The 24,498-nt window shown below is 72.8% G+C and carries 28 protein-coding genes; 16 read left to right on the top strand and 12 right to left on the bottom strand.

Features of this window, described 5'->3' with window-relative positions:
* Positions 1–73: 73 nt before the first annotated feature.
* From AB0M83_RS43875 to AB0M83_RS43845, 7 genes are all read right to left on the bottom strand, one after another.
* Positions 74–427 (bottom strand): STAS domain-containing protein, encoded by a 354-nt coding sequence (locus AB0M83_RS43875; protein ID WP_364527074.1) that lies wholly within the window; start codon positions 425–427, stop codon positions 74–76.
* A complete protein-coding gene (locus AB0M83_RS43870; protein WP_364527071.1) occupies positions 424–1,494 on the bottom strand; it encodes a cobalamin-dependent protein in 1,071 nt (356 codons plus the stop codon). Before AB0M83_RS43870 ends, AB0M83_RS43875 begins: the two co-directional genes overlap by 4 nt.
* A complete protein-coding gene (locus AB0M83_RS43865) occupies positions 1,491–3,119 on the bottom strand; it encodes a PP2C family protein-serine/threonine phosphatase (RefSeq protein ID WP_364527068.1) in 1,629 nt (542 codons plus the stop codon). The genes AB0M83_RS43870 and AB0M83_RS43865 overlap by 4 nt, the downstream gene beginning before the upstream one ends.
* Entirely contained in the window at positions 3,112–3,507 is a 396-nt protein-coding gene (locus tag AB0M83_RS43860; protein WP_364527066.1) for an ATP-binding protein, read from the bottom strand. The genes AB0M83_RS43865 and AB0M83_RS43860 overlap by 8 nt, the downstream gene beginning before the upstream one ends.
* Positions 3,508–3,599: 92 nt before the next feature.
* Positions 3,600–3,986 (bottom strand): STAS domain-containing protein, encoded by a 387-nt coding sequence (locus tag AB0M83_RS43855; protein WP_364527063.1) that lies wholly within the window; start codon positions 3,984–3,986, stop codon positions 3,600–3,602.
* Positions 3,987–4,086: 100 nt separating this feature from the next.
* Positions 4,087–5,259 (bottom strand): VanZ family protein, encoded by a 1,173-nt coding sequence (locus AB0M83_RS43850; RefSeq protein ID WP_364527060.1) that lies wholly within the window; start codon positions 5,257–5,259, stop codon positions 4,087–4,089.
* A 75-nt stretch (positions 5,260–5,334) separates the two neighbouring features.
* The gene (locus AB0M83_RS43845; RefSeq protein ID WP_364527058.1) at positions 5,335–5,529 is read right to left on the bottom strand and encodes an antitoxin; all 195 of its coding nucleotides are present in this window, start codon (positions 5,527–5,529) and stop codon (positions 5,335–5,337) included.
* A 207-nt stretch (positions 5,530–5,736) separates the two neighbouring features.
* Here AB0M83_RS43845 and AB0M83_RS43840 point away from each other — a divergent pair, with 207 nt between their 5' ends.
* The 5 genes from AB0M83_RS43840 (at position 5,737) to AB0M83_RS43820 (ending at position 11,337) form a co-directional block, all read left to right on the top strand.
* On the top strand, positions 5,737–6,639 hold the full coding sequence (locus AB0M83_RS43840) for an NmrA family NAD(P)-binding protein (RefSeq protein WP_364527055.1): 903 nt from the start codon (positions 5,737–5,739) through the stop codon (positions 6,637–6,639).
* Positions 6,636–7,031: a PPOX class F420-dependent oxidoreductase gene (locus AB0M83_RS43835; protein WP_364527053.1), complete on the top strand. Its 396-nt coding sequence runs from the start codon at positions 6,636–6,638 to the stop codon at positions 7,029–7,031. The genes AB0M83_RS43840 and AB0M83_RS43835 overlap by 4 nt, the downstream gene beginning before the upstream one ends.
* Before the next feature lie 115 nt (positions 7,032–7,146).
* Entirely contained in the window at positions 7,147–8,850 is a 1,704-nt protein-coding gene (locus AB0M83_RS43830; protein WP_364527050.1) for a sulfatase, read from the top strand.
* 710 nt (positions 8,851–9,560) lie between these two features.
* Positions 9,561–10,682: a S1 family peptidase gene (locus AB0M83_RS43825; protein WP_364527048.1), complete on the top strand. Its 1,122-nt coding sequence runs from the start codon at positions 9,561–9,563 to the stop codon at positions 10,680–10,682.
* A 103-nt stretch (positions 10,683–10,785) separates the two neighbouring features.
* Positions 10,786–11,337: a dihydrofolate reductase family protein gene (locus tag AB0M83_RS43820; RefSeq protein ID WP_364527046.1), complete on the top strand. Its 552-nt coding sequence runs from the start codon at positions 10,786–10,788 to the stop codon at positions 11,335–11,337.
* Here the strand turns inward: AB0M83_RS43820 and AB0M83_RS43815 are convergent.
* A complete protein-coding gene (locus AB0M83_RS43815) occupies positions 11,334–11,927 on the bottom strand; it encodes a TetR/AcrR family transcriptional regulator (RefSeq protein WP_364527044.1) in 594 nt (197 codons plus the stop codon). The genes AB0M83_RS43820 and AB0M83_RS43815 overlap by 4 nt on opposite strands.
* A 4-nt stretch (positions 11,928–11,931) precedes the next feature.
* Positions 11,932–12,801 carry an alpha/beta fold hydrolase gene (locus tag AB0M83_RS43810; protein WP_364527042.1) on the bottom strand — a complete coding sequence of 290 codons (870 nt, stop codon included), beginning with the start codon at positions 12,799–12,801 and terminating at the stop codon, positions 11,932–11,934.
* A 369-nt stretch (positions 12,802–13,170) separates the two neighbouring features.
* Here AB0M83_RS43810 and AB0M83_RS43805 point away from each other — a divergent pair, with 369 nt between their 5' ends.
* Positions 13,171–13,677, top strand: coding sequence for a VOC family protein (locus AB0M83_RS43805; protein WP_364527040.1), 507 nt, complete (start codon positions 13,171–13,173; stop codon positions 13,675–13,677).
* On the opposite strand, the gene AB0M83_RS43800 is transcribed toward AB0M83_RS43805, so the two are convergent.
* Together AB0M83_RS43800 and AB0M83_RS43795 are read right to left on the bottom strand one after the other, a co-directional pair.
* Positions 13,674–14,099, bottom strand: a complete 426-nt coding sequence (locus AB0M83_RS43800) for a DoxX family protein (protein ID WP_364527038.1) — start codon at positions 14,097–14,099, stop codon at positions 13,674–13,676. The genes AB0M83_RS43805 and AB0M83_RS43800 overlap by 4 nt on opposite strands.
* Before the next feature lie 287 nt (positions 14,100–14,386).
* Positions 14,387–14,923 (bottom strand): hypothetical protein, encoded by a 537-nt coding sequence (locus tag AB0M83_RS43795; protein WP_364527037.1) that lies wholly within the window; start codon positions 14,921–14,923, stop codon positions 14,387–14,389.
* A gap of 120 nt (positions 14,924–15,043) precedes the next feature.
* Here AB0M83_RS43795 and AB0M83_RS43790 point away from each other — a divergent pair, with 120 nt between their 5' ends.
* The 8 genes from AB0M83_RS43790 to rimO all read left to right on the top strand — a co-directional run bounded on the left by AB0M83_RS43790 (position 15,044) and on the right by rimO (position 21,611).
* The gene (locus tag AB0M83_RS43790) at positions 15,044–15,730 is read left to right on the top strand and encodes a TetR/AcrR family transcriptional regulator C-terminal domain-containing protein (protein ID WP_364527035.1); all 687 of its coding nucleotides are present in this window, start codon (positions 15,044–15,046) and stop codon (positions 15,728–15,730) included.
* Positions 15,730–16,833, top strand: a complete 1,104-nt coding sequence (locus tag AB0M83_RS43785) for an NAD(P)/FAD-dependent oxidoreductase (protein WP_364527033.1) — start codon at positions 15,730–15,732, stop codon at positions 16,831–16,833. The genes AB0M83_RS43790 and AB0M83_RS43785 overlap by 1 nt, the downstream gene beginning before the upstream one ends.
* Positions 16,834–16,848: 15 nt before the next feature.
* The gene (locus AB0M83_RS43780) at positions 16,849–17,547 is read left to right on the top strand and encodes an alpha/beta hydrolase (protein ID WP_364527031.1); all 699 of its coding nucleotides are present in this window, start codon (positions 16,849–16,851) and stop codon (positions 17,545–17,547) included.
* 24 nt (positions 17,548–17,571) lie between these two features.
* The gene (locus tag AB0M83_RS43775) at positions 17,572–18,822 is read left to right on the top strand and encodes a helix-turn-helix domain-containing protein (RefSeq protein ID WP_364527029.1); all 1,251 of its coding nucleotides are present in this window, start codon (positions 17,572–17,574) and stop codon (positions 18,820–18,822) included.
* Between the two features lie 85 nt (positions 18,823–18,907).
* Positions 18,908–19,159, top strand: a complete 252-nt coding sequence (locus tag AB0M83_RS43770; protein ID WP_364527027.1) for a hypothetical protein — start codon at positions 18,908–18,910, stop codon at positions 19,157–19,159.
* Positions 19,160–19,191: 32 nt separating this feature from the next.
* Entirely contained in the window at positions 19,192–19,824 is a 633-nt protein-coding gene (locus tag AB0M83_RS43765) for an NAD(P)H-dependent oxidoreductase (RefSeq protein ID WP_364527025.1), read from the top strand.
* Positions 19,825–19,920: 96 nt separating this feature from the next.
* On the top strand, positions 19,921–20,238 hold the full coding sequence (locus AB0M83_RS43760) for a hypothetical protein (protein ID WP_364527080.1): 318 nt from the start codon (positions 19,921–19,923) through the stop codon (positions 20,236–20,238).
* Positions 20,235–21,611 (top strand): 30S ribosomal protein S12 methylthiotransferase RimO, encoded by a 1,377-nt coding sequence (gene rimO / locus AB0M83_RS43755; RefSeq protein ID WP_364527077.1) that lies wholly within the window; start codon positions 20,235–20,237, stop codon positions 21,609–21,611. Before AB0M83_RS43760 ends, rimO begins: the two co-directional genes overlap by 4 nt.
* On the opposite strand, the gene bla is transcribed toward rimO, so the two are convergent.
* Entirely contained in the window at positions 21,595–22,506 is a 912-nt protein-coding gene (bla, locus tag AB0M83_RS43750; RefSeq protein WP_364527023.1) for a class A beta-lactamase, read from the bottom strand. The two genes, rimO and bla, sit on opposite strands and share 17 nt — an antisense overlap.
* Positions 22,507–22,614: 108 nt before the next feature.
* Here bla and AB0M83_RS43745 point away from each other — a divergent pair, with 108 nt between their 5' ends.
* Together AB0M83_RS43745 and AB0M83_RS43740 are read left to right on the top strand one after the other, a co-directional pair.
* Complete coding sequence (locus tag AB0M83_RS43745; RefSeq protein ID WP_364527021.1) at positions 22,615–23,481, top strand: LysR family transcriptional regulator; 867 nt, start codon at positions 22,615–22,617, stop codon at positions 23,479–23,481.
* The gene (locus AB0M83_RS43740; RefSeq protein WP_364527019.1) at positions 23,478–24,380 is read left to right on the top strand and encodes a serine hydrolase; all 903 of its coding nucleotides are present in this window, start codon (positions 23,478–23,480) and stop codon (positions 24,378–24,380) included. Before AB0M83_RS43745 ends, AB0M83_RS43740 begins: the two co-directional genes overlap by 4 nt.
* The last annotated feature ends 118 nt before the right edge of the window (positions 24,381–24,498 follow it).

Raw genomic sequence — 24,498 nt, 5'->3', positions numbered from 1 at the left:
CATTCCTGGCGTCCAGCGCCAGGAATGAGTCATTCACTGCGTTGCCGGGGCCTTCGTCCGGCACCCCGGCCCCCTAGGAGTCGCGGCGGGCTCGGGAGTCGGCGGCCTCACCGGTGAGGTACGCCGTCGTCCCGGTGCGGGTCAGCAGCCGGTCGAGTGCGGGCGGCCGGTTGTCCAGGTGCAGCCGGGAGCCCGCGCCGGTCACCGCGCGGTGGACCAGCAGCAGCGTGGACAGCCCGGAGGAGTCGCAGAACGCGAGTTCGGCGCAGTCGAGCCGCACCTCCCGCACCTCCGGGTGCTCGGCCAGGCGGTCGGTGACCAGCTGCAGCAGCAGCCGTGCCGTCGCGAACTCGAGCTCGCCGACGACCGCGACGCGGGCCGTGGCGACGTCCGGGGCCGTCCAGGTGCAGGTCAGCCCGCCGGTCATGCCGACAGCCCCGATCCGGCGGCCTGCTCTGCCAGGTGCGTGCGCGCGGTGCGGAGCAGGTCGGTCGCCCGGGGGAAGTCACGCAGCTCCGCTTCGAGCAGGTCGAGCGCGGGCACCAGGGACGCCGCCGGGACACCCCGCGCGGTGAGGATCCCGGCGGTCCAGCCCAGGAAACCGGTGAACAGCTCGCTGTCGCCGACGTACAACGCCGTCGCCAGGAACTCGACGATGTGCGCGAGGTCCTCGGCCGTGTGCTGGCGCTGCAGGTCGGTGTAGGTCCGCATCGCCGGGATGCGCTCCTCCAGGCCGGCCAGCACCGACTTGACGAGCCGGCCCGAACTGCGCGTGACCAGCGTGTACTCCTGATCGGCCAGGTGCGGCAGGTCGTCGAGCGGCTGGTGGCCGACCTGCGGGCGGGGGAGGGGCTCGGTCAGCCGGTCGGCGGCCGAGCGCGCGTCCGGGGCCCACGCCTCCGCGCCGAGCAGCCGCGCGTAGCGGCCGTCGGGGCCGAACGCGGCGCCGCCCGCGATGACCGGCGTCGCGGCCGCCTGGCACGCGGTGATCGTGGCGTGCGCGGTCGGCAGCCGGGTGGCGATCGACCCGGACAGCGCGACCGCGTCCGGCCCGGTGCGGTGCAGGTGGGCGACCAGGTGCGGGGCGGGCACCTGCGCGCCGAGGTAGTCGACCCGGAAGCCGCGCAGCCGCAGCACCTCGGCGAGGAGCCGGGCCGGCATCGCGTGCCACTCGCCGTCGACGCAGGCGACGGTGACCCGCCCGAGGTGCGGCTCCGGCCGCTTCAGCACGTAACCGAAGGTCGCGATGACGCGGTCGTTGATCGCGGTCGCCGCGTGCTCCTGCGCGACCGTGAGGCGGTTGGCCGCCCATTCCTGCCCGACCTTGCGCTGGACCGCGCCGATCACATCGAGCAGCAGGCTCTCCGGGTCGGCTCCTTCGCCGAGCGCCTGGACCACGACGTCGCCGGCGGCGTACTCGTCGCCGGTCGTGACGGCGTCCCAGAGCCGTTCGGCGTGTTCGGCCACCCCGGGGGTGCGGGTGGGGGTGCTCATGCCGTGTACCTTCCGCGTCCGTGGCCGCCGACCGCGGCCAGGTGCTGCCCGCGCGGCGCGGTGATCGCCAGCACGGCCATGTCGTCATGGGTGCCGCGGCCGATCCACTGCGACGCGAGCATCTGGATCCGCTCGACGACGGCGTCGGCCGGCATGTTCGCGCATTCGGTCAGCGACTGCCGGAGCCGGTCCTCGCCGAACATCGCGTCCCCGAGCGGCCCGCCCCGCGCTTCGATGATCCCGTCGGTGTAGAGCAGGCACGTCTCGCCCGGGTCGAGCGTGATGTCGGCGCTGGTCGACTCGATGTCCGGCAGCACGCCGATCAGGCTGCCGCGGGTGTCGGCCTCCTCCACCCGGCCGTCGGCCCGGACGATCAGGGGCGGCGGATGGCCCGCGCTCGTGACGCGCAGCCGGACGGTGGCGCCTTCCCGGCGGGCCGAGGCCAGCACGAGCGTGACGAAGCGGGCGTCCCGGCGGTCGGCGAGCGTGCGGTTCAGCAGCTTCAGCAGGGCCTGGTGGTCGCCCGCCATCGGCAGCAGCGCCCGCAGCGTGGTGCGGATCTTCCCGGTCAGCACGGCCGCCTCGAGGCCCTTGCCGCAGACGTCGCCGAGGACGGCCAGCGACTCGTCACCCTCGCCGTCGATCGCCGAGTGCACGTCGTAGAAGTCGCCGCCGATCCGCTCGCCGTCGCGGGCCGGGCGGTAGCGGCCGGCGAACTCGACGCCGCCGAGCTGCTCCAGAGTGGGTGGGAGCAGCTCGCGCATCAGCGTGTCGGTGATCGACGCCTGCAGCGCGAACACCCGCGCCGCCGACATCGCGGCGCCGGCCCGCGCCGCGAACAGCCGGGCGAAGAGCTCTTCCTGGTCGGTGAAGGAGGCCCGCTCGCCGCGGCGGAGCAGGACCAGGGCACCGGCGGGGACGCCGTGGCCGGGCAGGGGCGTGACGACGATCGAACCGACCGGGCCGAACCCTGCCGGCAGCACCCAGCCGGGCGCCGCGTCCGGATCGAGCCAGCGCGACGGCACCGGCGGGAAGCCCTGGAGCGCCTCGCCGAGCCCGGGCAGCTCTTCCGGGTTGATCTCGAGCCGGGACCGCGTCGGCTCCTCGCCGCGCACGCAGGAGACGGCGGGGTAGGTCCCGCTCGTCCCGGGCGCCACGACCAGTGCGGCGTCGGCGAGGTGCTGCGCGGCGAGCCGGGCCGCGACCTCCATGCAGCGTTCGAGGTTGAGCGAGCCCAGCAGCGCGGCGGAGGCGTCGCTCAGGAAGGCGGTCCGCTCCTGCTCCCGGGCCAGGGCGTCCCGGGCGGCGCGGGCGTCGGTCTCGTCGACCAGCCACCACGTCACGGCCTCGCCGTGCGGGATCGGATGGGCCGCGAAAGCCTGCTCGCCGACCTCGCCGCGGACGACCTCGCCGGCGCGGCTCTCGTGTGCTTCGGCCATCCAGTCCGCCACCGTGCCGGCCAGCGGGCGGCCGGGCTCGGCCGTGGGGAAGAGCGTGCGAGCGGCCTCGTTGAGCGCGAGGACCACGCCGTCCGCGTCGGCGGAGACAGCGGCCACGGGGGCGGCGGCCCAGCCCCGGTCGCCGATGCCGGGGGCTCTTCGCGCGGTGCTTACGGGGTCAGCCACAGGCGCCCGCGGGGTCGTCGGTGACCAGCTCGGCCCACAGCGTCTTGCCGCTGGGCCGCCGCAGCTGGCCCCACGCCGCCGCGCACCGCTCCACCAGCAGGAGCCCGCGGCCACCCTGGTCGGACGGCGCCCGGCGGCGGGCGGGCTCGCCCCCGCCGTCGTCGACCTCGATCCGCAGCTTGGCGGCGCCGGGCAGCAGGCGCACGTGGTAGGGCGCGCGGCCGTGGCGCAGCGCGTTGGACGTCAGCTCGTCGACCACCATGACCGCGGTGCTGACGACGTTGGCCGGCAGCCCGCCCAGGACCGTGCGGACCCAGTGGCGGACCTTGGCCAGCTCCGTCAGCTCGGCGGTGATGCCGAGCTCGTGCCGGATGCCTCGTAGGTTCATGTCCGCCTCCTCCGCCTTGCCGGGCCCCGGGGAGAAGCCCTCCCCTTGTTCATGCCCGGATCCGGGCCCGCCCACACGGGTATCGGAGGCCGTCATGATTCTTCGCCCCAGGAGGCGCGCGCCGCGGCGAGGCTCGCGTGCACCGGCATGACGTCGCCGAGGCCGAGCAGCTCGATGGGCCGGACCACCGCGTGGACGCCCGACACGACGGCCAGCCGGCCGCCGGCCTCGCGCAGCCGGGTGGCGAGCCGCAGCAGGATCTGCAGGCAGCTGGAGTCGCAGAACTCCACCTCGGTCATGTCCAGGAGGACACGGCGAGCGCCGGAATCGGCCGGAAGTACCTCGGCGAGCTTCGCCGAGACCGCGAAGTCGAACTCACCGCGCAACGTGCAGGTCTCCAGGTCGCCGTCCTCCTGGATGTCCACGGACCAGCCGTCACCGGAGAACCGCTGCCGAGGCCGCAGTGCGTCGGTGGTCATGCACGCTCCAGAACGGGGGATCGGGGGCGCGGGCTGGCGGCTCAACCTGCTCCGGACGGAATCTACCAGCGCCCCCTGGCCCGGGCAGCACGGTGTCCCATCACAGTCCTTTAAGGACTTTGTCCGACCGGGGCGGTTCGGCCGCCGGTTCCGGGGCGGGAACGGCCGGATCCACGATGGCCACGTTGACCGTGCGGGTCAGCCGTTCGTAGGGTGCCCGGTGCTCGCCGTCCAGCAGCACCGCCAGCGGCGTCCAGACGCCGATGACGAACACCGACGCGACCAGCCCGACGGGCAGGAGCAGCTGTTCGGGGTGACTGCCGAGGTCCCAGTGGTCCACGTCCAGCAGCATCCACGAGAGCCACAGCGGCGAGAGCAGGACGCCGTTGCGGACCAGCAGCGCGAGGGGTCCGGCGCGGCGGCGGCCCCGGCGCACCACGCGCAGCAGCATCGCCCGCTTCCCGGGCGTCGACCCGGTCACCGCGGGCAGCACGACGAACCAGACGAGGGCGAGGATCACCACCGGCGTGTCACGGTGCTCGAGGTCTTCGCCGAATAGCGTAAGCAGGCCGAACAGGAAGCCGAGCAGCGCGGCGAACCCGAGCAGGTCGGTGGCCAGCGCGAACAGCCGCCGGGTGAACGTGACCCGCGCGGCGTAGTGGCGCCGGTCGTGCTCGGGTTCCGGCGAGGGCAGCAGCCGGCCGAGCGGACCGGCCACCAGCCAGCCCACGACGACGCCGGCGGTGTTGAGGATCAGGTCGTCGACGCTGAACAGCCGGTACGGGCACGGGTAGACGAACCACAGGCCGGTCAGCTGCGTCAGCTCGAAGAACAGCGACACGCCGAAGCCGATCAGCGCCGCGGGCACTATCCGCATCCGCTGCGCGTAGCGGGCGTAGAACCCGAGCGGCGCGAGCATCACGACGTTGAGCGCGGTGGTCCAGACCGCCGGGTTGTGCAGCAGCGCCACGGGGCTCCAATGCCCGCGGGCGCGCTGCGAAACCACCTCGACGAAGTAGAAGGGCCGCAACTGCGGAGAACTCGCGTACGTGTGACCGGCGCAGTACGCCGGGTCGGCCGGCAGCGGCAGCACCGTCTGCGTGGCGATCGCCAGCAGGTAGAACAGGAACGCGTAGAAGACGAACGTCGGCCAGCCGCCGGCGCGGCCCCGCCGGCGGTAGCTGACGAAGGCGGCCGGGAGCATGACGGCCAGCACGAGGAACGGGAAGAGGATGAGGGCCGTCCGGACGGGGACGAGGTAGGTGGCGACCACGGAGCCGGTGGTACCCAGCCGAGCGGGGAGCGAAGCGTGCTTCCCCCGGACGGCTGGGCGATCACCGGCCGGGACTCACTGCGGGGGCGCGTCCTGCTGGCCGCCGCCCTGCTTGTGCAGGAAGTCCTTCGCCTTCTCCGAGCCCTGGTCGATCTTGTCGGCGTGGTCGCCGAAGCGCTGCTTGGCGGCCTCGGCGGCCTTGTCGACACCCTGGTCGGCCTTGTCCGGGTTGTTCCCGAGCGCTTCCTTCGCCTTGTCGAACAGATTCATCGCGTCAGGCCTCCAACAGTAAGCCGATCTTCGGACCCTCCGAGGAGAACACCGGCGCAACCGGCCCGCAACCGAATGGCCGCAAGCACTCACCTGTCGTGGGTAATACCGCCCCTTTCCCGGGTGAAAGCCGTCGGCACGCGTTTGGAACCGACCAGTCCGGGTAAGGACCGATTCCTTTCCCGCCCGGCCCCGGTCGGTACGGGCATGAGCACTTCCATCGACGAAAAACGGGTGGTCGCCGTCATCGGCGCCACCGGGCGGCAGGGCGGCGGGCTGGTCCGCTCGATCGCCGCGGATCCGGACGGCCCGTTCGCCGTCCGGGCCGTCACGCGCGACGCGGGTTCGCCGCGCGCGAAAGAACTGGCCGGGCTGGGCGCCGAAGTCGTGACCGCCGACCTCGACGACCCCGGCTCCGTCGAGGCGGCCTTCGCCGGCGCGTACGGCGCTTTCTGCGTCACGGCCGCCCAGGACCAGCCGGAACGGGAAACCGCCCACGCCACCACGATGGCCGCGGCGGCCCGCCACGCCGGCGTCGCGCACGTCGTCTGGTCGACCTTCGAGGACACGCGGACGCTCTCGGACGACCGGGTTCCGCTGCTGCCGGGCGGCTACCGCGTCCCGCACTACGACGCCAAGGCCGCGGCCGACGCGGAGTTCGCGGGGGTGCCGGTCACGTTCCTGCGCACCGCGTTCTTCTGGGAGAACTTCCTGGACGGCGGCGGTCCGCGCCGCGGGGAGGACGGTGCCCTGGCCCTGGCGCTGCCGTTGGGACCCGCGCGGCTGCCGGGGATCGCGGTGGCGGACATCGGCCGCTGCGTCCACGCGATCTTCCACCGCCCGGAGCTGGTGGGGGCGACGGTGAGCATCACCGGCGAGAACCTCACCGGCGCCGAGCTGGCGGCCGGGTTCGCCGCCTCCCTCGGCGAACCCGTGCGGTTCGACGACGTTCCCCCGGACGTCCTCCCCGCCGCGCTGGCCAACATGTTCCGGTTCACCCGGTACTTCGAGTCCGTGCACGCCGGATCCCGGGACCCGGCGGAAACCCGGAAGCTCCACCCCGGCTTGCTGACCTTTTCCCAATGGCTTTCAGAAGGGACCTCCCGATGACCCCGCCCCTCCCCGCCGCCGCCCGCGAAGTGCTCGACGGCCCGCACACGGCGGTGCTGGCCACCGCGAACGCCGACGGCCGGCCGCAGTCGTCGGTGATCTTCGTGAAGCGCGACGGCGACAGCGTCGTGTTCAGCACCATCGAAGGCCGGCTGAAGACCCGCAACATGCGGCGCGACCCGCGCGTCAGCCTGCTGGTCACGAGCAACCCCGGCCGGTACGTGGAGATCCGCGGCCGCGTCGAGGTCACCGATGACCCGGACAAGGTGCTGCTGCACGAGATGTACGACCGGTACATGGGCGGGAAGACCCCGCCGCCGGAACCGGACGCGCAGCGGCTGATCGTCCGGATCGTCCCGGAAAAGCTCTATCTCTGGCCGCCCGCGGCGTGAGCTGTGCGCGGCGGCGTGAACCCCGCGCCGCCGCGCACCGTATAGGCGGTGAGACCGCCGTCCCCGCCGCAGGGGATCGGCGGCCGACCCGTGAACCGTGATGTGAGGCCGCACCATGATGGGAACCACCGGTCTGCCGCTGCCGCGGCGTGCCCGCCGCCGCACCCCGGGTGCACCGTTGCCCGACTTCGGGCTGCCCCGGGCCGCCCGGCGGCACGCCGTCGCCGGCGTCGTGCTCACCGTCCTGGCCGCGCTCCTCGTGCTGTTCGCGCTCCTCGCGCCGGACGACCTCAACTCGTTCTCGCCGGAAATGCTGGTCCGCGTGCCGGTGGAAGGCCTGTTCGTGGCCGCGTTCGCGCTGGTCCTGCCGCCGCGGGCGCGCGGCGTCGGCGCGGTGCTGGTCGGGCTGGTGCTGGGCCTGCTCACCGTGCTGAAGGCGCTCGACACGGGCTTTTACGCGACGCTGGAGAAGCCGTTCGACCCGATCTACGACTGGAGCTTCTTCAACGCGGGAGTCGAGTTCCTCGCCGGGGAAATCGGGGAGGCAGGGGCGTACGCCACGCTGGCGGGTGCCGTGGTCCTCGCGATCGCGATCGTCGCTTTCATGGTGCTCGCGATGCTCCGCCTGACCCGGATCGCGGCCGGCCGGCGGACCGGCGCGACGCGGGTGGTGGCCGTGCTCGGCGTGATCTGGATCGTCTGCTCGGTGTTCGGCGTCGAAATCGCGCCGGGGCAGCCGGTCGCCGCCCAGAACGCCGCCGCCCTCGCCTACGACGACCTGCGCCAGGTGAGCACGGACCTGCGGGAGCAGCGGCCGTTCGGCGAGCTGGCCGCCGAGGACGCGTTCCGGCACACCCCGGGTGACCAGCTGCTGACCGGGCTGCGCGGGAAGAACGTGGTGCTGACGTTCGTGGAGAGCTACGGCCGCGTCGCGCTCGACGACCCGGGGTTCGCGCCGAAGATCGGCGCGACCCTCGACGCGGGCACCGCGCAGCTGCGCGCGGCCGGCATCGGCGCGAAGAGCGCGTTCCTGTCGTCCTCGACGTTCGGCGGCGGCAGCTGGCTCGCGCACTCCACCGTCGAGTCCGGCATGTGGATCGACAACCAGCAGCGGTACAACAGCCTCCTCGACAGCGACCGGCTGACCCTCGGCGGCGCGTTCCAGAAGGCGGGCTGGAAGACGGTCTGGGACGTCCCGGCGCACACCAAGGACTGGCCGGAGGGGCAGCGGTTCTACCACCCGGACGCCTACTACGACTTCCGGAACATCGGCTACAAAGGCCCGGGGTTCGCCTACGCCACGATGCCGGACCAGTACACGTTCTCCATGCTGCAGCGCAACGAGCTCGCGAAGTCCTCACAGCAGCCGGTGATGGCCGAGGTCGACCTCGTGTCCAGCCACGCGCCGTGGTCGCCGCGGCCCTGGCTGGTCGACTGGGACCAGGTCGGCGACGGGTCGGTCTTCGCGCCGCAGCCCGGCGCGGGGGAGGCGCCGGAGTCGGTCTGGAAGGACCCGGCGAAGATCCGCGACGCCTACCGCGACGCCACCGACTACTCGCTCCGGACGCTGATCTCGTTCGTCCAGCACTACGGCGACGACAACCTGGTCCTCGTGTTCCTCGGCGACCACCAGCCGCCGGTGGTCACGCCGCAGGGCGCGGTGCGCGACGTGCCGATCACGATCGTGGCGAAGGACCCGAAGGTGCTGGACCGGATCTCCGGCTGGGGCTGGACGGACGGCCTGCACCCCGCCGCGCAGGCCCCGGTCTGGAAGATGGACTCCTTCCGCGACCGGTTCCTGACCGCGTTCGCCCGCTGATCCCACTCGGGCCGGGATCGGGGTTTGCGTCAGCCATTCCGGATCGCGCGGCCGCCCGCCATCCGTCCAGGGTGGCGGGCTAGCCCGGATGGAGCAGCGTCGTGACTTTCCGCATCTGATTTTTCCCGGAACCGTCCGGCCATCCATTTACGGGTGGCCGGACGATTTCGCGTTCCCGGTTTCCCTGACGGTCCCTCACGGACCCAGTCGAACGTCTTGAATGGGTCATTCAGGACCTCCCAAGACTTGAATGACTCATTCAAGACCTCTGGATCCGACGTCCGGACTGCAGGCGCGGACGAGCGGGTTGCGATCAGGTGCACGGCAGTGGCGGAAGCCAGGCGGCCGAACCGCGACTTTGCCGGAACCCCTGGGCGGTGAGGTGGGGGCTGTCAACGCCGGGTGCGCCGGGAGGGACGCTCATGCACGTCTGCTGCCCCGCAGACTCTGGTTCCCGTCACCGTCCCCGCTCGCGTGTTCTACTTGGTCCAGACCTTCGTCGACGCGGACAGGTGGGACCGGTTCGCGCTCTTTTGCGTTCCCGGAATCCGTTGCCTCGCAATGCATCGCGTCCGTGAGTCCACAGCGGACGGACGTTCGCCTCCGCGAATTCCGGACAGAAGACCGGACAAATCTGGACCACCGCCCCGATCCGCCCGCACACTCGGCGCACGGTGAGTTTCTTTCCCCCCTGCCTCGAAGGAGACCGCATGCGTCGAAGAATCGCTCTCGCCCTCGGCGGCGCCGCCGTCCTGACCGCTTCCCTCGCTTCCTCGTCGCTCAGCCCGGCTGTCGCCTCACCCGGGTTGATCGCCGCGATGCAGCGGGACTTCGGCCTGACCGCCGCCCAGGCCGAGACCCGCCTGGGCCAGGAGATCACCGCCGCCCGGGTGATGCCGGCCGCGCAGCAGGCCGCCGGGGCCGCCTTCGGGGGTGCCTGGTTCGACCCCGCGCTCGGCAAGCTCGTCGTCGGCGTGACCGACCCGGCCGCGGCGGACGCCGTCCGGCAGGCCGGGGCCGAAACCGCGCCGGCGAAGGTCAGTGCCGCGAAGCTCGACGCGACCAAGGCCGCGATCGACGCCTCCGCCAAGGCCGACCCCGCACCGGCCGCCGTCAGCGGCTGGCGCACCGACCCGCGGGCCGGCAGCGTCGTGGTCACCCTGCGGCCCGGCGCGCACGGCGCCGACGTCGACGCCTTCCTGGCCCGGGCCGCGAAGGCCGGCCCGGTGACCGTGGCGACCGCACCGGCCGCCGAGCCGTTCTCCGCGGGGACCGTCGGCGGCGACCCCTACTACATCAACGGCAACACCCGCTGCTCGATCGGCTTCTCCGTGAACGGCGGGTTCGTCAGCGCCGGCCACTGCGGCGGCACCGGCAGCTCGGTCGTCGGCTGGGACGGCTCGGCGATGGGCAGCTTCGCCGGCTCCTCCTTCCCCGGCAACGACTATTCGTTCATCCGCATCGGCAACGGCTGGTGGACCGCGCCGGTCGTGCTCGGCTGGGGCACGGTGAGCGACGCGCTCGTCCGCGGCTCGTGGGTCGCGCCGGTCGGCACCTCGGTGTGCCGCTCGGGCTCGACCACGCACTGGCACTGCGGCACGGTCCTGGGTCTCAACGAGACCGTCAACTACTCCCAGGGCGCGGTCTACCAGATGACCCGGACCAACGTCTGCGCCGAGCCCGGCGACTCCGGCGGCTCGTTCATCACCGGTGACCAGGCCCAGGGTGTCACCTCGGGCGGCTGGGGCAACTGCGGCTCCGGCGGCGAGACGTGGTTCCAGCCGGTGAACGAGATCCTCCAGACCTACGGCCTGTCGCTCGTCACGGCCTAGGGCGGAATTCCTCCGGCGGCGGCCGATGAATCCGGCGGCCGCCGCCGGTAGGTACCGGTAAGGCCGCGCCACCCGGGCGCGGCGGGATCCACCGGGAGCAGTCATGAGCGTGATCGTCACCGAGTTCGTCACCCTGGACGGCGTCGTCGAAGACCCGGACGGTTCCGGCGGTACAGCGACCGGCGGCTGGGCCTTCCGGCACGGCCCGGAAGCGGTGGCCGGGGACAAGTTCCGGCTCGGCACGCTGCTCGAAACTGGCACCCTGCTGCTCGGCCGCACCACGTGGGAGCTGTTCGCCAAGCTTTGGCCCGGCCGTACGGGCGAATTCCCTGACCGCCTCAACGCGGCCCGGAAGCTGGTCGCTTCGCGCACGCTGAACGACGTGTCCGCGTGGCAGAACTCCTCGCTGCTGCAAGGAGAACTCATCGACGAAGTCGCGAAGGAAACCGGCGAGCTCGTCGTCATCGGCTCCGTCGGGATCGCCCAGGCGCTCGGCCGTCACGGTCTCGTCGACGAGTACCGCCTGCTCGTGTTCCCCACCGTGGCGGGCGCTGGCCGGCGGCTCTTCGACGACGTGCCGGCACCGGTGGACCTGAGGCTGGTGTCGGCCACCGCGGTCGGTGCCGCCGTGCTCGGCATCTACCGGACGCGCTAGGGCCGCCGCACCAGGCTCGCGAGCCAGCCGCCGAGGACCTGCTGGACCTCGGCGCGGGTCCGGGCCGGGTCGTCGTCGGCGGCGATCATCCTCGCCGCCTCCATCACCGCGCTGAGCACCAGCTGAGCCAGGGCCCGGACGGGCATCTCCACGATCAGCCCGTCCGCCCTGGCCTGCTCGAGGACGGCGACGATCAGGCCGAGGCCGTATTCCGCCTCGATTTCGCGCCAGACGTCCCAGCCCAGCACGGCGGGCGCGTCGGTGAGCGAGATGCGGCGGACCTCCTCGCGCAGGCATGCGTCGAGGAAGACACCGAGGCCCTCAAGCATGCCGGTCAGCGGGTCCGCGCCGCCGGCGAACGCGGCCCGGACCTCCTCGGTCAGCTCGCGTTCCAGCTCTTCCACGACGGCGCGGAACAGGCCTTGCTTGTCGGCGTAGTGGTGGTACAGCGCGCCGCGGGTGACGCCGGCGGCGCGGGTGATCTCGTCCGCCGGGACGGCCTGGTAGCCGCGGGCGGCGAACAGTTCGCGCGCGGCGGCGACCAGGGCGGCCTTCGTGCCGGCGGAACGGTCCTGCTGGGTACGTCGCACCCGCCTAATCTGCCATGACGCCCGCGAACTCGGCGATGTGCCCGGCCAGCGCGGCGGGCTGGTCTTCGGAGACGAAGGTGTAGGAGTCCGGGATTTCCACGACCTTCGCGTCCGGGAGCAGCGCGGCGAGCCGGTGGGCCAGCCGGATCGGGAAGAGCTTGTCCTCCGGGGCCCACGCGAGCAGCACCGGCCGGTCGAAGGTCCGCAGCGCCTCGGCGGCGGCGAGCGTGTGGCGCGGGTGCACTTCCCGCAGGAGCTTGCGCAGGTCGCGGCGCACCCCGGCGGACTTCCGCAGCGGCGAGAGGTAGGCCTGCGCGACGGCGTCCGGCAGTGGCCGCTTGACCACCCAGCCGAAGAGCACGGGCAGCGGGTACAGCGCGCGGATCCGCAGCAGTTGCCCGAGCACCGCCATCGAGCCGGGGATCCGGGCGAGGGGTGGCAGCGCCTTGAAGATCGGCGGGAAGAAGTACTCGAAGCAGTCGGACGGCGTGAGCACGACCCGCGCGATTCGATCCGGGCGGCGGCTGAGCAGGATCTGTGTCAGCGCGCCGCCGGTGTCGTTCGCGACGAGCGTGACGTTCCGCAGGTCGAGCGCGTCGAGGAAGTCGGCGATCAGGTCGGCGTTGCCGGTGGGGGAGAGGTCGGCGTCCGCGCGCATCGGGAGGTCGTGCGAGCCCAGCGGCAGATCCGGGGCCACGCAGCGGAACCCGGCGGCGGCGACGTCCGGTACGACCTTCCGCCACAGTTCGGTGTTCGTCAGCACTCCGTGGACGAACACCACCGGGGCGCCCTCGCCCCGCTCGAAGTACCGCACCTCGCCGGCCGGCAGCCGGACCCGGTGCTCCTGGCCCAGGGATTCGCTCCGTGTCGTCATGAAGCGAGGCTACATACATGGCGTATGTATGTAAATGTTCGTGACGGTTGGGCGGTCGCGAAGAGCGAGGGATGAGGGGATGCGGTGGTGCCCCGGACTTGGCTTCGGGGAAAGGTCGGACCCGGGGCACCACCGCCCGCGGGACAGCTGACACGGTGCCCTGCGGTGGACCAACCCTACGAACCGCCGGCGCGTCTGACCAGGGCCTCGATGCGGTGTCGAAGGTTTGTCGCCCGGTCAGTGGCCGCACCCACCGAGAGTGGGTCGCCCGCCGGGTCCTGGGTGCTCGGCCCGGCGGTGGGCGGCGCCGATCGTGGTAGCCTTCGGTTGAAACTTCAACCGATTTGCGTGCCGTGCGCGGGAGCCCCGATGTCGATCTTTCGCCTGAACCACGCCGTGCTCTACGTCCGGGATCTGGCCGAAAGCGTCGCGTTCTACCGGGACGTGCTCGGCTTCGACTACATCGAAGGCGGTGACGTGCACCGCGGCGCGGCGTTCCTGCGGGCGCCCGGGTCGGCCAACGACCACGACCTCGGCCTGTTCGAGCTCGGTTCGCACGCCGCGGACTCGGGCGCGGGCAAGACGTCGGTGGGGCTGTACCACCTGGCGTGGGAGGTCGACACCCTCGGCGACCTCGAACGGCTCGCCGGCCGCCTCGCCGAGGCCGGCGCGCTCGTCGGCTCCTCCGACCACGGCACCACGAAGTCGTTGTACGCCAAGGATCCCAGCGGGCTCGAGTTCGAGGTCGTCTGGATCATCCCGCGCGAGCTGCTGACCGACGACGACCGGGCGAGGAGCGGGCGGCTCGACCTCGCGGCGGAGCTCGCGAAGTACGGTCCCGACGCCCGCAGCGGCGTCGGGATCTCGCGTCCCTAGGCCGTGACGCGCTCCGGCGCCGGCTCGGAATCCCGCCGCAGGGCGGGGAGGTTGCCGAGCGCGAAGCGGCCCGGGCCCACGAACGCGACGACGAGCAGGCTCCAGCAGAACAGCGTCGCCGCTTCGCCGCCGTTCTGAATCGGGAACAGGCCGTCCGGCATGTGCGCGGTGAAGTAGGCGAAGGCCATCGAGCCGGAGCCGAGGATCGCGGCCGCCCGGGTGCCGAGACCCACGCAGACGAGGGCGCCGCAGACGAGCTGGATCACCGCCGCCCACCACCCCGGCCACGCCCCGACGGCGGCCGGGGCCTTCGCGCCGAACAGGCCGAACAGCGTCTTCAGGCCGTGGCAGGCGAACAGGAAGCCGATGACGATCCGGTAGAGCCCGATGACGTGGTCGCGGGCCGGGTCCAGGCGGTGCATGGTGCCTCCGGTGAGCGGGGTGCGGGCGGCATCGAACCGGCCGGTGGTGTCACCGGCCGCTGCGGATTCGGTGGTTCAGATATACCGTCCGGGAGAAGGGGACACACCCCCCGAAAGTTGCTTAACCGGTTTTCCGAAAATTTCGGTCCAGTGGTCTGGACCTCTTGTTTTGTCTTGTGGTGGAACCGGAAACCGCCAGACGGGTGATCTTCGCTCAATGGTTCAGACCAGTTAGGCGGCTGGTCCGTGTTTCCCTATTGTTTCCGATTGTTTTCGTCCGGAAATATTCAGTGGGGCAGGGGAGTGCGCTGGGCCCGCCGGATCAGTTCGGCCACCCGCTCCGCGTCCGCGATCGCGTGGAGGTCCGGTGCGAAAGGGGCCCAGGCGCCGGACTGCGGCTTGTTCGCGAGGATCCACCGAGCCCAGGGGCTCGTGCCGAAGGTGATCGTCCCGACGCCCCGCTCGTCCGTCTTGGTTCGCGCCGGCGGCAGCCGGTGATGCCACACCCAGCGGAACTCGGCGCCGGTGGGCCACTGCATCACGAAGATGACCCGCAGGTCCGTGACGAGGTAGGTGGTCGCGAAGGCGCGGGCGCGAAGGCCCTGCAGCTGTGTCCTCGACGCCACCGCGGCCAGCGGGAGCATGGACAGGTAGAAGAACTCGATCGGGAAGTCCGGGTCGAAGGTTCCCACCAGTACGAGAGCCGTGACTCCGACGGCGATGCTGGACAGTAGGACCAGATGCTCGGCGAACCAGCGTTTCGGGTGTTCCGGCCGTCCCGACCAGAGCAGTCGTTCGCCGTCCTGCAGCGGATGGATCCCCATGACGTCCTCCCCGGTGTCGTCACGTACACGCGTCGAGTGACGGGAAGGTTGTGACCGACAACGGGCGAACATGTTCGTCCCGAACGTGCTCGTAACGAACATGTTCGCTACAGTGGGCCCATGGCTCCGGAAAGCACCTACAACCGCCGCGAGCGCCCGGCGAAACCGGCGCTGACCCGCGAAGGCATCGTCGCGACCGCCGTCGCGGTGATGCGCGCCGAGGGTGTCGAGCGCGTCACCATGCGCCGGCTCGCCAAGGAGCTGGACACCGGCCCGGCCTCGCTCTACGTCTACGTCAAGGACACCGAAGAACTGCACGCCGCGGTGCTCGACGAACTGCTCGCGGAGGTCGACCTCGGCGGGGCGGGGGACTGGCGCGAGCGCCTGTGGTCGGTGCTGGACTCCTACCGGACGGTCCTGTTCGCGCACCCGAGCCTCGCCCGCGTCGCGCTGGTGACCCGGCTGAGCGGGCCGCACTACCTGGCCGTCGTCGAGGCGGTGCTCGCGCTGCTCGACGAGGGCGGCATGGCGCCCGGGCAGGCCGCCTGGGCGGTCGACGTGCTGCTGCTGACCGCCACGGCGGCCGCCGTCGAACACGGCAGCCGCCGGGAGAAACCGGGGGCCGCCCGCGAGCACGAGGTGATGGTCGATTCCCTGGCCACGGTTTCCTCGCTGACCCACCCGCACATCGCCGGGATGGCCGCCGACCTGGTGTCCGGCCCCGGCCCCGCCCGCGCGCGGTGGGCGTTCGACGCGCTGCTCAACGGCGCGCTCGCCACCCCGCGGCCCGAACCCGAGGACACTTGATGACCCGCATCGCCATCGTCGGCGGAGGCCTGGGCGGCCTCACGCTGGCCCGCGTCCTGCACACCCGGGGGATCGCGTCGACCGTCTGGGAACTCGACGCTTCCCCGGCCGCCCGGGACCAGGGCGGCACGCTCGACCTGCACGAGGAGTCCGGTCTGCGCGCACTCGCCGAGGCCGGCCTGACCGAGGAGTTCCGCCCCGTCGCGAGGGAAGAAGGCGAGGCCCTGCGGATCCTGGACCGCGACGGCGTCGTCCACTTCGAGGAAACCGCCGAGGAGAGCGGTGGCACGCGGCCCGAGGTGGATCGCGGGGATCTCAAACGGCTCCTGGCCGAATCGCTGCCGGCGGGTGTCGTCCGGTGGGGCACCAAGGTGACCGCGGTGTCCGCCGGCCGGCTCACCCTGGGCACCGGCGAGGTCGTCGAAGCCGACCTGGTCGTCGGCGCGGACGGCGCGTGGTCGAAGGTGCGGCCCCTGCTGTCGGCCGCCGTGCCGGTCTACTCCGGACTGTCGTTCGTGGAGGCTCATCTGTCCGATGTGGACGGGGAGCACCCGGCCGTGGCCGCGCTCGTCGGCCCGGGTTCGCTGTTCGCACTGGCCGGTGGGAAAGGCCTGATCGCCCAGCGCAACGGCGGCGGCCGGATCCGCGTGTACGCCGCCGTGCGCACCGAAGACCCCGCCGCGGCCACGGACCTGGCCGACCGCGCGCGGCTGCTCGACGTCTTCGGCGACTTCGACGCCGGGCTGCGCGCCCTCATCGAGGAAAGCGACGAAGCCCTGGTGCCCCGTCCGATCCACGCATTGCCGGTCGGCCACCGCTGGGAGCGCGTCCCGGGCGTGACCCTGCTCGGCGACGCGGCGCACGTCATGTCGCCGTTCGCGGGGGAGGGCGCGAACCTCGCCATGCTCGACGCCACCGAACTGGCCCTCGCGCTGGCCGCCCACAACGACGTCGAAAGCGCTCTCGCGGCGTACGAAGCCGCGCTGTTCCCGCGGGCGGAAGAAGCCGCCCGCGAGTCGGCGGACAACCTCGAAGCCTGTTTCCGGCCGGACGCGCCCGCCGCCATGGTCGAGCAGATGCTCGCCCACACCGCCCACCCCTGACCGGAAGGAACCACCATGACCCGGACCCTGCGTCCCCACCCGGGACTGGACATCCCCCTCGTCGACACCGGCCGCGGCGACCGCACGGTCCTCGTGCTGCACGGTGGCGCCGGCCCGCGCGGCGTCGAGCCGATCGTCGAGCACTTCGCGCCGCACGCCCGCGTGCTCGCGCCGACCCACCCGGGCTGGGCCGGCACGCCCCGCCCGGACTGGTTCTCCGGCGTCGACGACCTCGCCGTGACCTACCTCGACCTCCTGGACGACGAGGACGCCGGCGACGTCCTCGTGGTCGCCAGCTCCTTCGGCGGTTGGGTCGCGTCCGAAATGGCCGTGCGCGACCGCGGGCGCCGGATCGGCCGGCTGGTCGTGCTCGACGGCATCGGCCCGGAGGTCGAGGGCCACGGCGTCAGCCTGCCGCAGCCGCCGCCCGGCGCGCCCGGGCCGGACCCCGCGGACCTGGCCGCGCTGCGGGTCTACGGCGGCCCGCGGATCGCCGACCCGAAGCTGCTGCGCCGGCTCGCGCGCGTCCGGATCCCGGCGCTGCTGGTCTGGGGTGCCGACGACGTCGTCGTGCCGCCGGAGTTCGGCAAGGCCTACGCGGCCGCGTTCGCCGACGCGCGGTTCGAGGTCGTGGCGGGCGCCGGGCACGTGCCCCACGTTCAGGCGCCGGCCGAAACGTTCGCCCTGATCGACGAGTTCGCCGGACGAGCTTGATCGTCCACCCCCTAAGGTGGCTCCATGGTGGACGAAGAAGTCGTCTCGGACCGCATCCGGCAGATCGCCGCCACCCTCGCGGACCGGGCGGGCGAGCTGACCGGGGAGCTGGTCCAGCTGTACGCGGCCGACCTGCCGCAGCTGGTCAACGACGACGAGCGCATGGTGAGCCTGCTGTCGGCGAGCGTCTACCAGAACATCGAGACGGCCCTGCAGATCTTCCGGCACGGCATCGACCCCGCGACCGTCGATCCGCCGGCCGCGGCCATGGAGTACGCGCGGCGCCTGGCGCAGCGCGGCACGCCCGTGTTCGACCTGATCCGGGCGTACGACCTCGGGCAGGCCGCGATGCTCGACTTCGGGTTCCAGGAGTGCATCCGGCTGGTCGACGACGCGGCGCTGCTCGGAGCCATGATGCGCCGGCTGCTCAAGGTCGCCTACGAGTTCATCACGCGGGTGGTGCGCCAGCTCGTGACCGTCTACCAGGACGAACGCGACAAGTGGTTGCTCAACCGGAGCGCCGCGCGGGCGGCGAAGGTGGTGGACCTGCTGGGCGAGAACGGCGGCCCGCCCGACGTCGACGCGGCCGAGGCGGTCATCGGCTACCGCCTGCGCGGCACGCACGTGGGCATGATCGTCTGGCACGCGTCCGAGGCCCACGACGTCCTGTCGCTGCTGGAATCGGTCGCGGGCGCGGTCCTCGAGCGGGCCGGCGGCCAGGGACGCCCGCTGTTCGTGCCCCGCGACGAAGCCGGCGCGTGGGTGTGGCTCCCGGTGGCGTCGGTCCGCCGCGAACACCTCGACGCCGCGCTCGCGGAGGCCGACCCCGGCGTGCGCGTGACCGTCGGCGACCCCGGCACCGGCGTCGCCGGCTTCCGGGACACCCACCAGCAGGCCCGGCGCGTGCACGCGCTGGCGCTGGCCGCCGGCGAGCACTGCGACCGCGTGCTGACCTTCCGGGAGGTCGGCACGGTCGCGCTGATGACGACCGACCTCAACGCGGCCCGGCTGTGGGTCGCGAGCACGCTCGGGCCGTTGAGCGCCGACGACGAGCACTGCGCGCGGCTGCGGGACACGCTGCGCGTGTTCCTCGCGTCCGGCGGCAGCTACACGGGGGCCGCGGCCGAGCTGACGATGCACAAGAACTCGGTGCAGTACCGGGTCCGCAAGGCGCAGGAGCTCCTGCCTCGAGACCTCGCCGAGAGCCGCTTGGACGTCGAGCTCGCGCTCAACCTGAGCCACCGCCTGGGTGCGGCCGTGCTGTCGCCGGCGTGACTTTGGTCCCCCGGACCACCGTCGTCGAAGATCGTTGGTGCCCGGGCACGAAGCTGGGATGAGCCGTTCGGCCTACGGTCCGTGTATGGGTGAAAACGGTGGGATGCTCGCGCTGGTGCGGCTACGCCGAGGCGTCGTCGGCGAAAGCAGACGCGTCTGCCACCTGATCCCCGTCCCGCCCGCGGGCGCGGTGCCGGCGCGGCTGACGGCGCTGTGCGGCGAGGAGATCTTCCCCGGCGAGGCCGAAGTGCTCGACGGGCTGCGCGGGATGCCGTGCCACGCCTGCCTGATGCAGAACGCGCCGACCGGGCCGGGCCTGCTGGCCAACGCGGGCTGAGCCGGCGGCCGGCGCCGTGGCAAGCTGACGCGGTGCTCGACGAGACGTCCCGGCCGGTGGTGGTCCTGCTGGCCCATCCCCGGCCGGGGAGCTTCAACCACGCCCTCGCCGCGCGGGTCCGCGGCTCCCTCGCCCGCGCCGGGCGGCCGGTGTTCTTCCACGACCTGTACGCCGAAGGCTTCGACCCGGTGCTGACCGCGGAAGAGGCGTACACGAGCGGGACCCGGGCCGAGGAGTTCCTCGCCGCCGAACCGGATCCGCTGGTGCGGCAGCATCGGAACGAACTGCGCGAAGCGGGCGGGCTCGTCGCGATCCACCCGAACTGGTGGGGCAAACCCCCCGCCATCCTGAGCGGCTGGCTCGACCGGATCCTCGTCCCCGGCGTGGCGTACCGCCTCGACGACGCCGGCGGCGCGCCGGAGTCGCTGCTTTCGCTGCGCGGCCTGCTCGTCGTGAACACCTCGGACACGACCGAGGAGCGCGAGCGGACGCTCTTCGGCGACCCGCTCGACGCGATCTGGAAGCGCTGTCTCGGGCCGTACCTCGGCGAACCGGAGGTACGCCGGCTGGTGCTGCGCGTGGTCGCCGACGCGGACGAGCGGCGCCGGGCCGGGTGGCTCGACGACGCCGAAACCGAGGTCCGGCACCTGTTCGGTGGTCACTGACCGGTTCCGGCCACTTCCGGTGAAGACCTTGAGCGGGCTTCGCGCCGCGTGCGACTCTCGGCTCGACCGGCTACCGGACTGCACCGAGGGGGAACCGTGGGCATGCTCGAGCGGATGGCCGAAGAACGTCGTCGCCGTCAGGGAAACGCGCCGGAAGCGCCGGCCGGGCAGCAGTGGGGCACCTGCGTCAGCGTCCGGGAATCCGGCGATCGCCGCCGCAAGATCGCCCGGGTGCTGCTCGCGAGCGGCCTGGTCGTCACCGCCTACCTGCCCCTGAACGCCGTCGCGCCGGCGGTCGACGCGCCCGTGCTGGTGCAGACCCGGGCGATCGGCGACGAAGGCCACGGCCGGGGCGTCGTCGTTTCCGCGATCGGGGACTCGAAGCCGCCGACCGTCGCCATCGTCGAGTACTGACCGCCGTGCGCACGGTCTCCCTGGTCACCCTGGGCTGCGCACGCAACGAGGTCGACTCCGACGAGCTCGCCGCCCGGCTGGGCGGCTCGGGGTGGCGCCTCGCCGAACCGGGTGCCGAAGCCGACGTCGTCGTGGTGAACACCTGCGGCTTCATCGAAGCGGCCAAGAAGGAGTCGATCGACACGGTCCTGGCCGCGTCCGGCAAGGGCGCGAAGGTCGTCGCGGTCGGCTGCCTGGCCGAGCGCTACGGCCGCGAGCTCGCCGACGCGCTGCCGGAGGCCGACGCCGTCCTGTCGTTCGACGACTACCCCGAGATCGGCGACCGCATCGAGGACGTCCTCCACGGCCGGACCGGGCCCGCGCACACCCCGCGCGACCGGCGCACGCTGCTGCCGATCACCCCGGTCGAGCGGTCCGCCGAGCAGGTCGCCCACGTGCCCGGCCACGGCCCGGCCAGCGGCCCGCGGGTGCTGCGGCACCGGCTCGGCGGAGGGCCGGTCGCGCCGCTGAAACTGGCGTCGGGCTGCGACCGGCGGTGCACGTTCTGCGCGATCCCGAGCTTCCGCGGCGCGTTCGTCTCGCGGCCGCCCGCCGAGATCCTCGCCGAAGCCGAGTGGCTCGCCGGGCACGGCGTGCGCGAGCTGGTGCTGGTCAGCGAGAACTCGACGTCCTACGGCAAGGACCTCGGCGACCTGCAGGCGCTGGAGAAGCTCCTGCCGAAGCTCGCCGCCGTCGCCGACCGCGTCCGGGTGAGCTACCTGCAGCCGGCCGAACTGCGGCCCGGGCTCGTCGAAGCGATCGCCGGGACACCCGGCGTCGCACCGTACTTCGACCTCTCGTTCCAGCACGCGAGTGGCCCGGTGCTGCGCCGGATGCGCCGCTTCGGTGACCGGGAGCGCTTTCTGCAGCTGCTGGAGCGGATCCGGGCGCTGGCGCCGGACGCCGGCGTGCGCTCCAACTTCATCGCGGGCTTCCCGGGCGAGACCGACGCCGACTTCGCCGAGTTGAAGCGCTTCCTGGAACAGGCCCGGCTGGACTCCACCGGCGTGTTCGGGTACTCGGACGAGGACGGCACCGAGGCTTTGGCCCTGCCGGACAAGGTCCCGGCCGCACTGCTCGCCGAGCGCGTCGAGGAGCTGTCCGTCCTGGCCGACGACCTGGTCTCCCGCCGCGCGGAGGAACGGCTCGGGGCGGTCGTCGACGTGGTCGTCGGGACCGGCGGACACGGCTGGGCGGCGCACCAGGGACCCGAGGTCGACGGGCACGTGACGTTCGCCGGACCGGCGCCGGAACCGGGCTCGCTGGTCCGGGCGGAGGTCGTCGGCACGCACGGCGTCGACCTCGAAGCCCGCGTCCTCACCGAAGAGCGCTGAACACGAGCTTCGCCGCCGCCGCGATCAGCCGGTCGTCGGCGGTCGCGTCCTTCGCCTTCTTGTCGGACATCACCACCAGCACGATCGGCGCGCGCCCAGGCGGCCAGACGACGGCGATGTCGTTGCGCGTCGCGTAGCCGCCGGTGCCGGTCTTGTCGGCGACGGCCCAGCCCGCGGGCGTGCCCGCCCGGATCACGGTCGCGCCGGTGAGGTTGGCGCGCATCGTGTCCGTCAGGATCTGCCGCTTCTCCGGCGGCAGCGTGGTGCCGAGGGTGAAAGCGCGCAGGCTGCCGGCCATCGCCCGCGGGGTGCTCGTGTCGCGGATGTCGCCGGGCGAAAGGTCGTTGAGGCCGGGTTCGGTCCGGTCGACGTGCGTGGTCGTGTCGCCGATCCCGCGCAGCGCGGCGCCGAGCCCCGGTGGCCCGCCGAGTTCCTTGAACAGCAGGTTCGCGGCGGTGTTGTCGCTGTAGCGCAACGCCGCGTCGATCGCGTCCCGCAGCGAAATGCCGGTGGTGACGTGCTTTTCGGTCACCGGGGAGTTCGGCTGGAGGTCGGCGCGGGTGTACTTCAGCACCTTTGCGAGCCCGTCGACGCTCGTGCGCTGGAGGACGGCGGCGGCCGAGAACGCCTTGTGCGTCGAGGCGTAGCCGAAGCGTTCGTCGGCGCGGTGGGCGAGTTCGCGGCCGGAGCCGGTGTCGACGGCGTACACGCCGAGGCGGGCGTCGAACTCGCGCTCGAGGGGCGCGAAGTCCGGTTGCGGGGCTTCGGCGGTCTTCGACGGCGACGGCGCCGGCGGGGCGGCCGCCGGGGCTTCCGGGGCTTCGGCGGTGCAGGCGGTGAGCGACACGAAGGCCAGCGCGGTGAGCGCGGCCCGCCGGACGTGGGGGAACGGCACGAGGCATCCTTTCCGATCTTGATCGACCTCCGCAGTCTCACCGGCTTCGGTCATGCTGTCCAAGACGGAAACAAACGGTTCGATGCCGGAATCGCATAGAGTGGCGGAGTGGACCTGGTCGGCGGCTGCAGGGCGTTCGTGAGCGTGAGCGAGGCGGGGAGCTTCACGGCGGGCGCGGCGGTCGCGCGGATCCCGCAGCCGGTCGCGAGCCGGCGCATCGCCGCGTTGGAGCGGCACTTCGGCGAACGGCTCTTCGACCGGACGACCCGCCGGGCTCGGCTGACGCCGTTCGGGCGGGACGTGCTGCCCACGGCCAGGCGGCTCGTGCAGCTGGCCGACACGCTGGAACACGACGCGCGGCGGGCGCGCCTGCGGCCGATGAGCGTGGCCGTCCCGGACACCTGCGGGGTGCGCGAGCTGGCGGAACTGGCCGCCGAGGCCCGCACGCGGGAGGTCCACCTGGAGTTCCGCGTCGCGCCGCCGGGGGAGCGGGCCGAGCTCGTCCGCACGCAAGAGGTGCGTGCGGCGCTCGTCGCGGTCCCGGCCGGCGAGGGCGAGTGGTCGGTGCCCCTGGGGCTGGCCGGGGTGGTCTCGCCGCCGGCGCGGGTGGTGCACCTGGAGACCCTGCGGGCCGGGCGAGCCGGCGGCGCCCGGCGGCACGTGTGGATCCAGCCGGAGGACGATGTCCCGCACGTACGGGACCCGCTGCTGCGGGCCCGGGACGCCGTGGGCCTGCGGCCGGCCCAGGTCGCCGTGGCCGGCTCGCTGACCGCGGCCGCCGCGGCGGTGTTCGGCTCGGCGGACCTGCTGCTGTGCTCGGCCGCGCAGGCCGACCAGCTGGGGTTGCACTGGCGGCCGGTCGGGGAGGGTCCGCTGGCGCGTGGCTTCGAGGTCGCGGCCGGATCGGGCGAGGACGCAGAGCGGGTGCGCGGCTTGTCCGTCGCGGTCGCGCGGTGTTTGGGGGTCGAGAGGTGAGCGCGGAGGCGTTGGTCCGGCAGTTGCGGGCCGAACTGGACGAGGGCGGGTTGCGTGGCTCGTTCCTGGTGCGTGACCTGCGCTCCGGGCACGAGCTGGGGATCGACCCGGATCGGGTGTACCCGATCGCGTCGCTGGTCAAGGTTCCGCTCGCGGCGGCGACCCTGGAACGCATCCGGCGCGGCGAGCTGGACGGCGCGACGCAGCTGGAGGTCGAGCCCGGCGGGGTCACCACCCCCGGGCCGATCGGGCTCACGCGGTTCCGCCACCCGGCCCGGATCGCGGTCGACGACCTGCTGTACCTGAGCACGGCGCTGAGCGACGGCGTCGCGGCCGACGTCCTGTTCGGCCTCACCCCGCCGGACCTGATCATGCGCACGCTGGAGGGCTGGGGCCTGCGCGGAATCGCCGTGCGCCACCTGATGGCGGACCTGGTCGACACGCCGGCCGAGCGGTTCGACGCGGGCGAGGTCGACCTGGCCCATTCCCTCGCCATCGGCGCGGGCACGGCGGGACAGGGGCACCGGCTGGCGCAACTCGACGTCACGCGAGCGAACGCGGCGTCGGCGCGGGCGGTGCTCGAGCTGCTGCAGGCACTGTGGACGCCGTCGCGGATCGATCCGGCGGTGGCCGCGGGCGTCCGGGACCTGATGGCGCACAACGTGATCCGCCACCGCCTGACCCCGGACTTCGCCTCGGACGCGGCCCGCTGGTCGTCGAAGACGGGGACGCTGCTGAACCTGCGGCACGAGGCCGGGGTGGTCGAGCACGCGGACGGGCGGGTATTCGGAGTGGTGGCGCTGACGGAGTCCCGGGTGCCGGCGGTGCTGCAGCCCGAAGCGGACGTGCTGATGGCCAGAGTTGCCCGCGCCTTGCGCGATCACCTGCGCGGCGCGTGAACATCGGGCCGGCCGCGCGGGCCGGAACTCGCCGCAGTGAATGACTCATTCCTGGCGCCGGACGCCAGGAGTGTGTCATTGACTGCGTTCCCACGTGCCTCCGCCGATCACGGGCCCG

Origin of the sequence: Amycolatopsis sp. NPDC051106 (assembly GCF_040682775.1) — a bacterium.
GTDB lineage: Bacteria > Actinomycetota > Actinomycetes > Mycobacteriales > Pseudonocardiaceae > Amycolatopsis.
Note: the sequence above shows the minus strand (reverse complement) of the source record. Positions and strands in the feature narration are given on the sequence as shown.

Coding starts and splice junctions, on each gene's coding strand:
- AB0M83_RS43775 (WP_364527029.1), top strand. CDS start 17,572: ATGGTGGACGAAGAAGTCGTCTCGGACCGCATCCGGCAGATCGCCGCC.
- AB0M83_RS43860 (WP_364527066.1), bottom strand. CDS start 3,507: ATGAACCTACGAGGCATCCGGCACGAGCTCGGCATCACCGCCGAGCTG.
- AB0M83_RS43820 (WP_364527046.1), top strand. CDS start 10,786: ATGAGCGTGATCGTCACCGAGTTCGTCACCCTGGACGGCGTCGTCGAA.
- AB0M83_RS43795 (WP_364527037.1), bottom strand. CDS start 14,923: ATGGGGATCCATCCGCTGCAGGACGGCGAACGACTGCTCTGGTCGGGA.
- AB0M83_RS43830 (WP_364527050.1), top strand. CDS start 7,147: ATGATGGGAACCACCGGTCTGCCGCTGCCGCGGCGTGCCCGCCGCCGC.
- AB0M83_RS43875 (WP_364527074.1), bottom strand. CDS start 427: ATGACCGGCGGGCTGACCTGCACCTGGACGGCCCCGGACGTCGCCACG.
- AB0M83_RS43870 (WP_364527071.1), bottom strand. CDS start 1,494: ATGAGCACCCCCACCCGCACCCCCGGGGTGGCCGAACACGCCGAACGG.
- AB0M83_RS43855 (WP_364527063.1), bottom strand. CDS start 3,986: ATGACCACCGACGCACTGCGGCCTCGGCAGCGGTTCTCCGGTGACGGC.
- AB0M83_RS43845 (WP_364527058.1), bottom strand. CDS start 5,529: ATGAATCTGTTCGACAAGGCGAAGGAAGCGCTCGGGAACAACCCGGAC.
- AB0M83_RS43790 (WP_364527035.1), top strand. CDS start 15,044: ATGGCTCCGGAAAGCACCTACAACCGCCGCGAGCGCCCGGCGAAACCG.
- AB0M83_RS43805 (WP_364527040.1), top strand. CDS start 13,171: ATGTCGATCTTTCGCCTGAACCACGCCGTGCTCTACGTCCGGGATCTG.
- AB0M83_RS43835 (WP_364527053.1), top strand. CDS start 6,636: ATGACCCCGCCCCTCCCCGCCGCCGCCCGCGAAGTGCTCGACGGCCCG.
- AB0M83_RS43785 (WP_364527033.1), top strand. CDS start 15,730: ATGACCCGCATCGCCATCGTCGGCGGAGGCCTGGGCGGCCTCACGCTG.
- AB0M83_RS43810 (WP_364527042.1), bottom strand. CDS start 12,801: ATGACGACACGGAGCGAATCCCTGGGCCAGGAGCACCGGGTCCGGCTG.
- AB0M83_RS43840 (WP_364527055.1), top strand. CDS start 5,737: ATGAGCACTTCCATCGACGAAAAACGGGTGGTCGCCGTCATCGGCGCC.
- AB0M83_RS43770 (WP_364527027.1), top strand. CDS start 18,908: ATGGGTGAAAACGGTGGGATGCTCGCGCTGGTGCGGCTACGCCGAGGC.
- AB0M83_RS43825 (WP_364527048.1), top strand. CDS start 9,561: ATGCGTCGAAGAATCGCTCTCGCCCTCGGCGGCGCCGCCGTCCTGACC.
- AB0M83_RS43780 (WP_364527031.1), top strand. CDS start 16,849: ATGACCCGGACCCTGCGTCCCCACCCGGGACTGGACATCCCCCTCGTC.
- AB0M83_RS43800 (WP_364527038.1), bottom strand. CDS start 14,099: ATGCACCGCCTGGACCCGGCCCGCGACCACGTCATCGGGCTCTACCGG.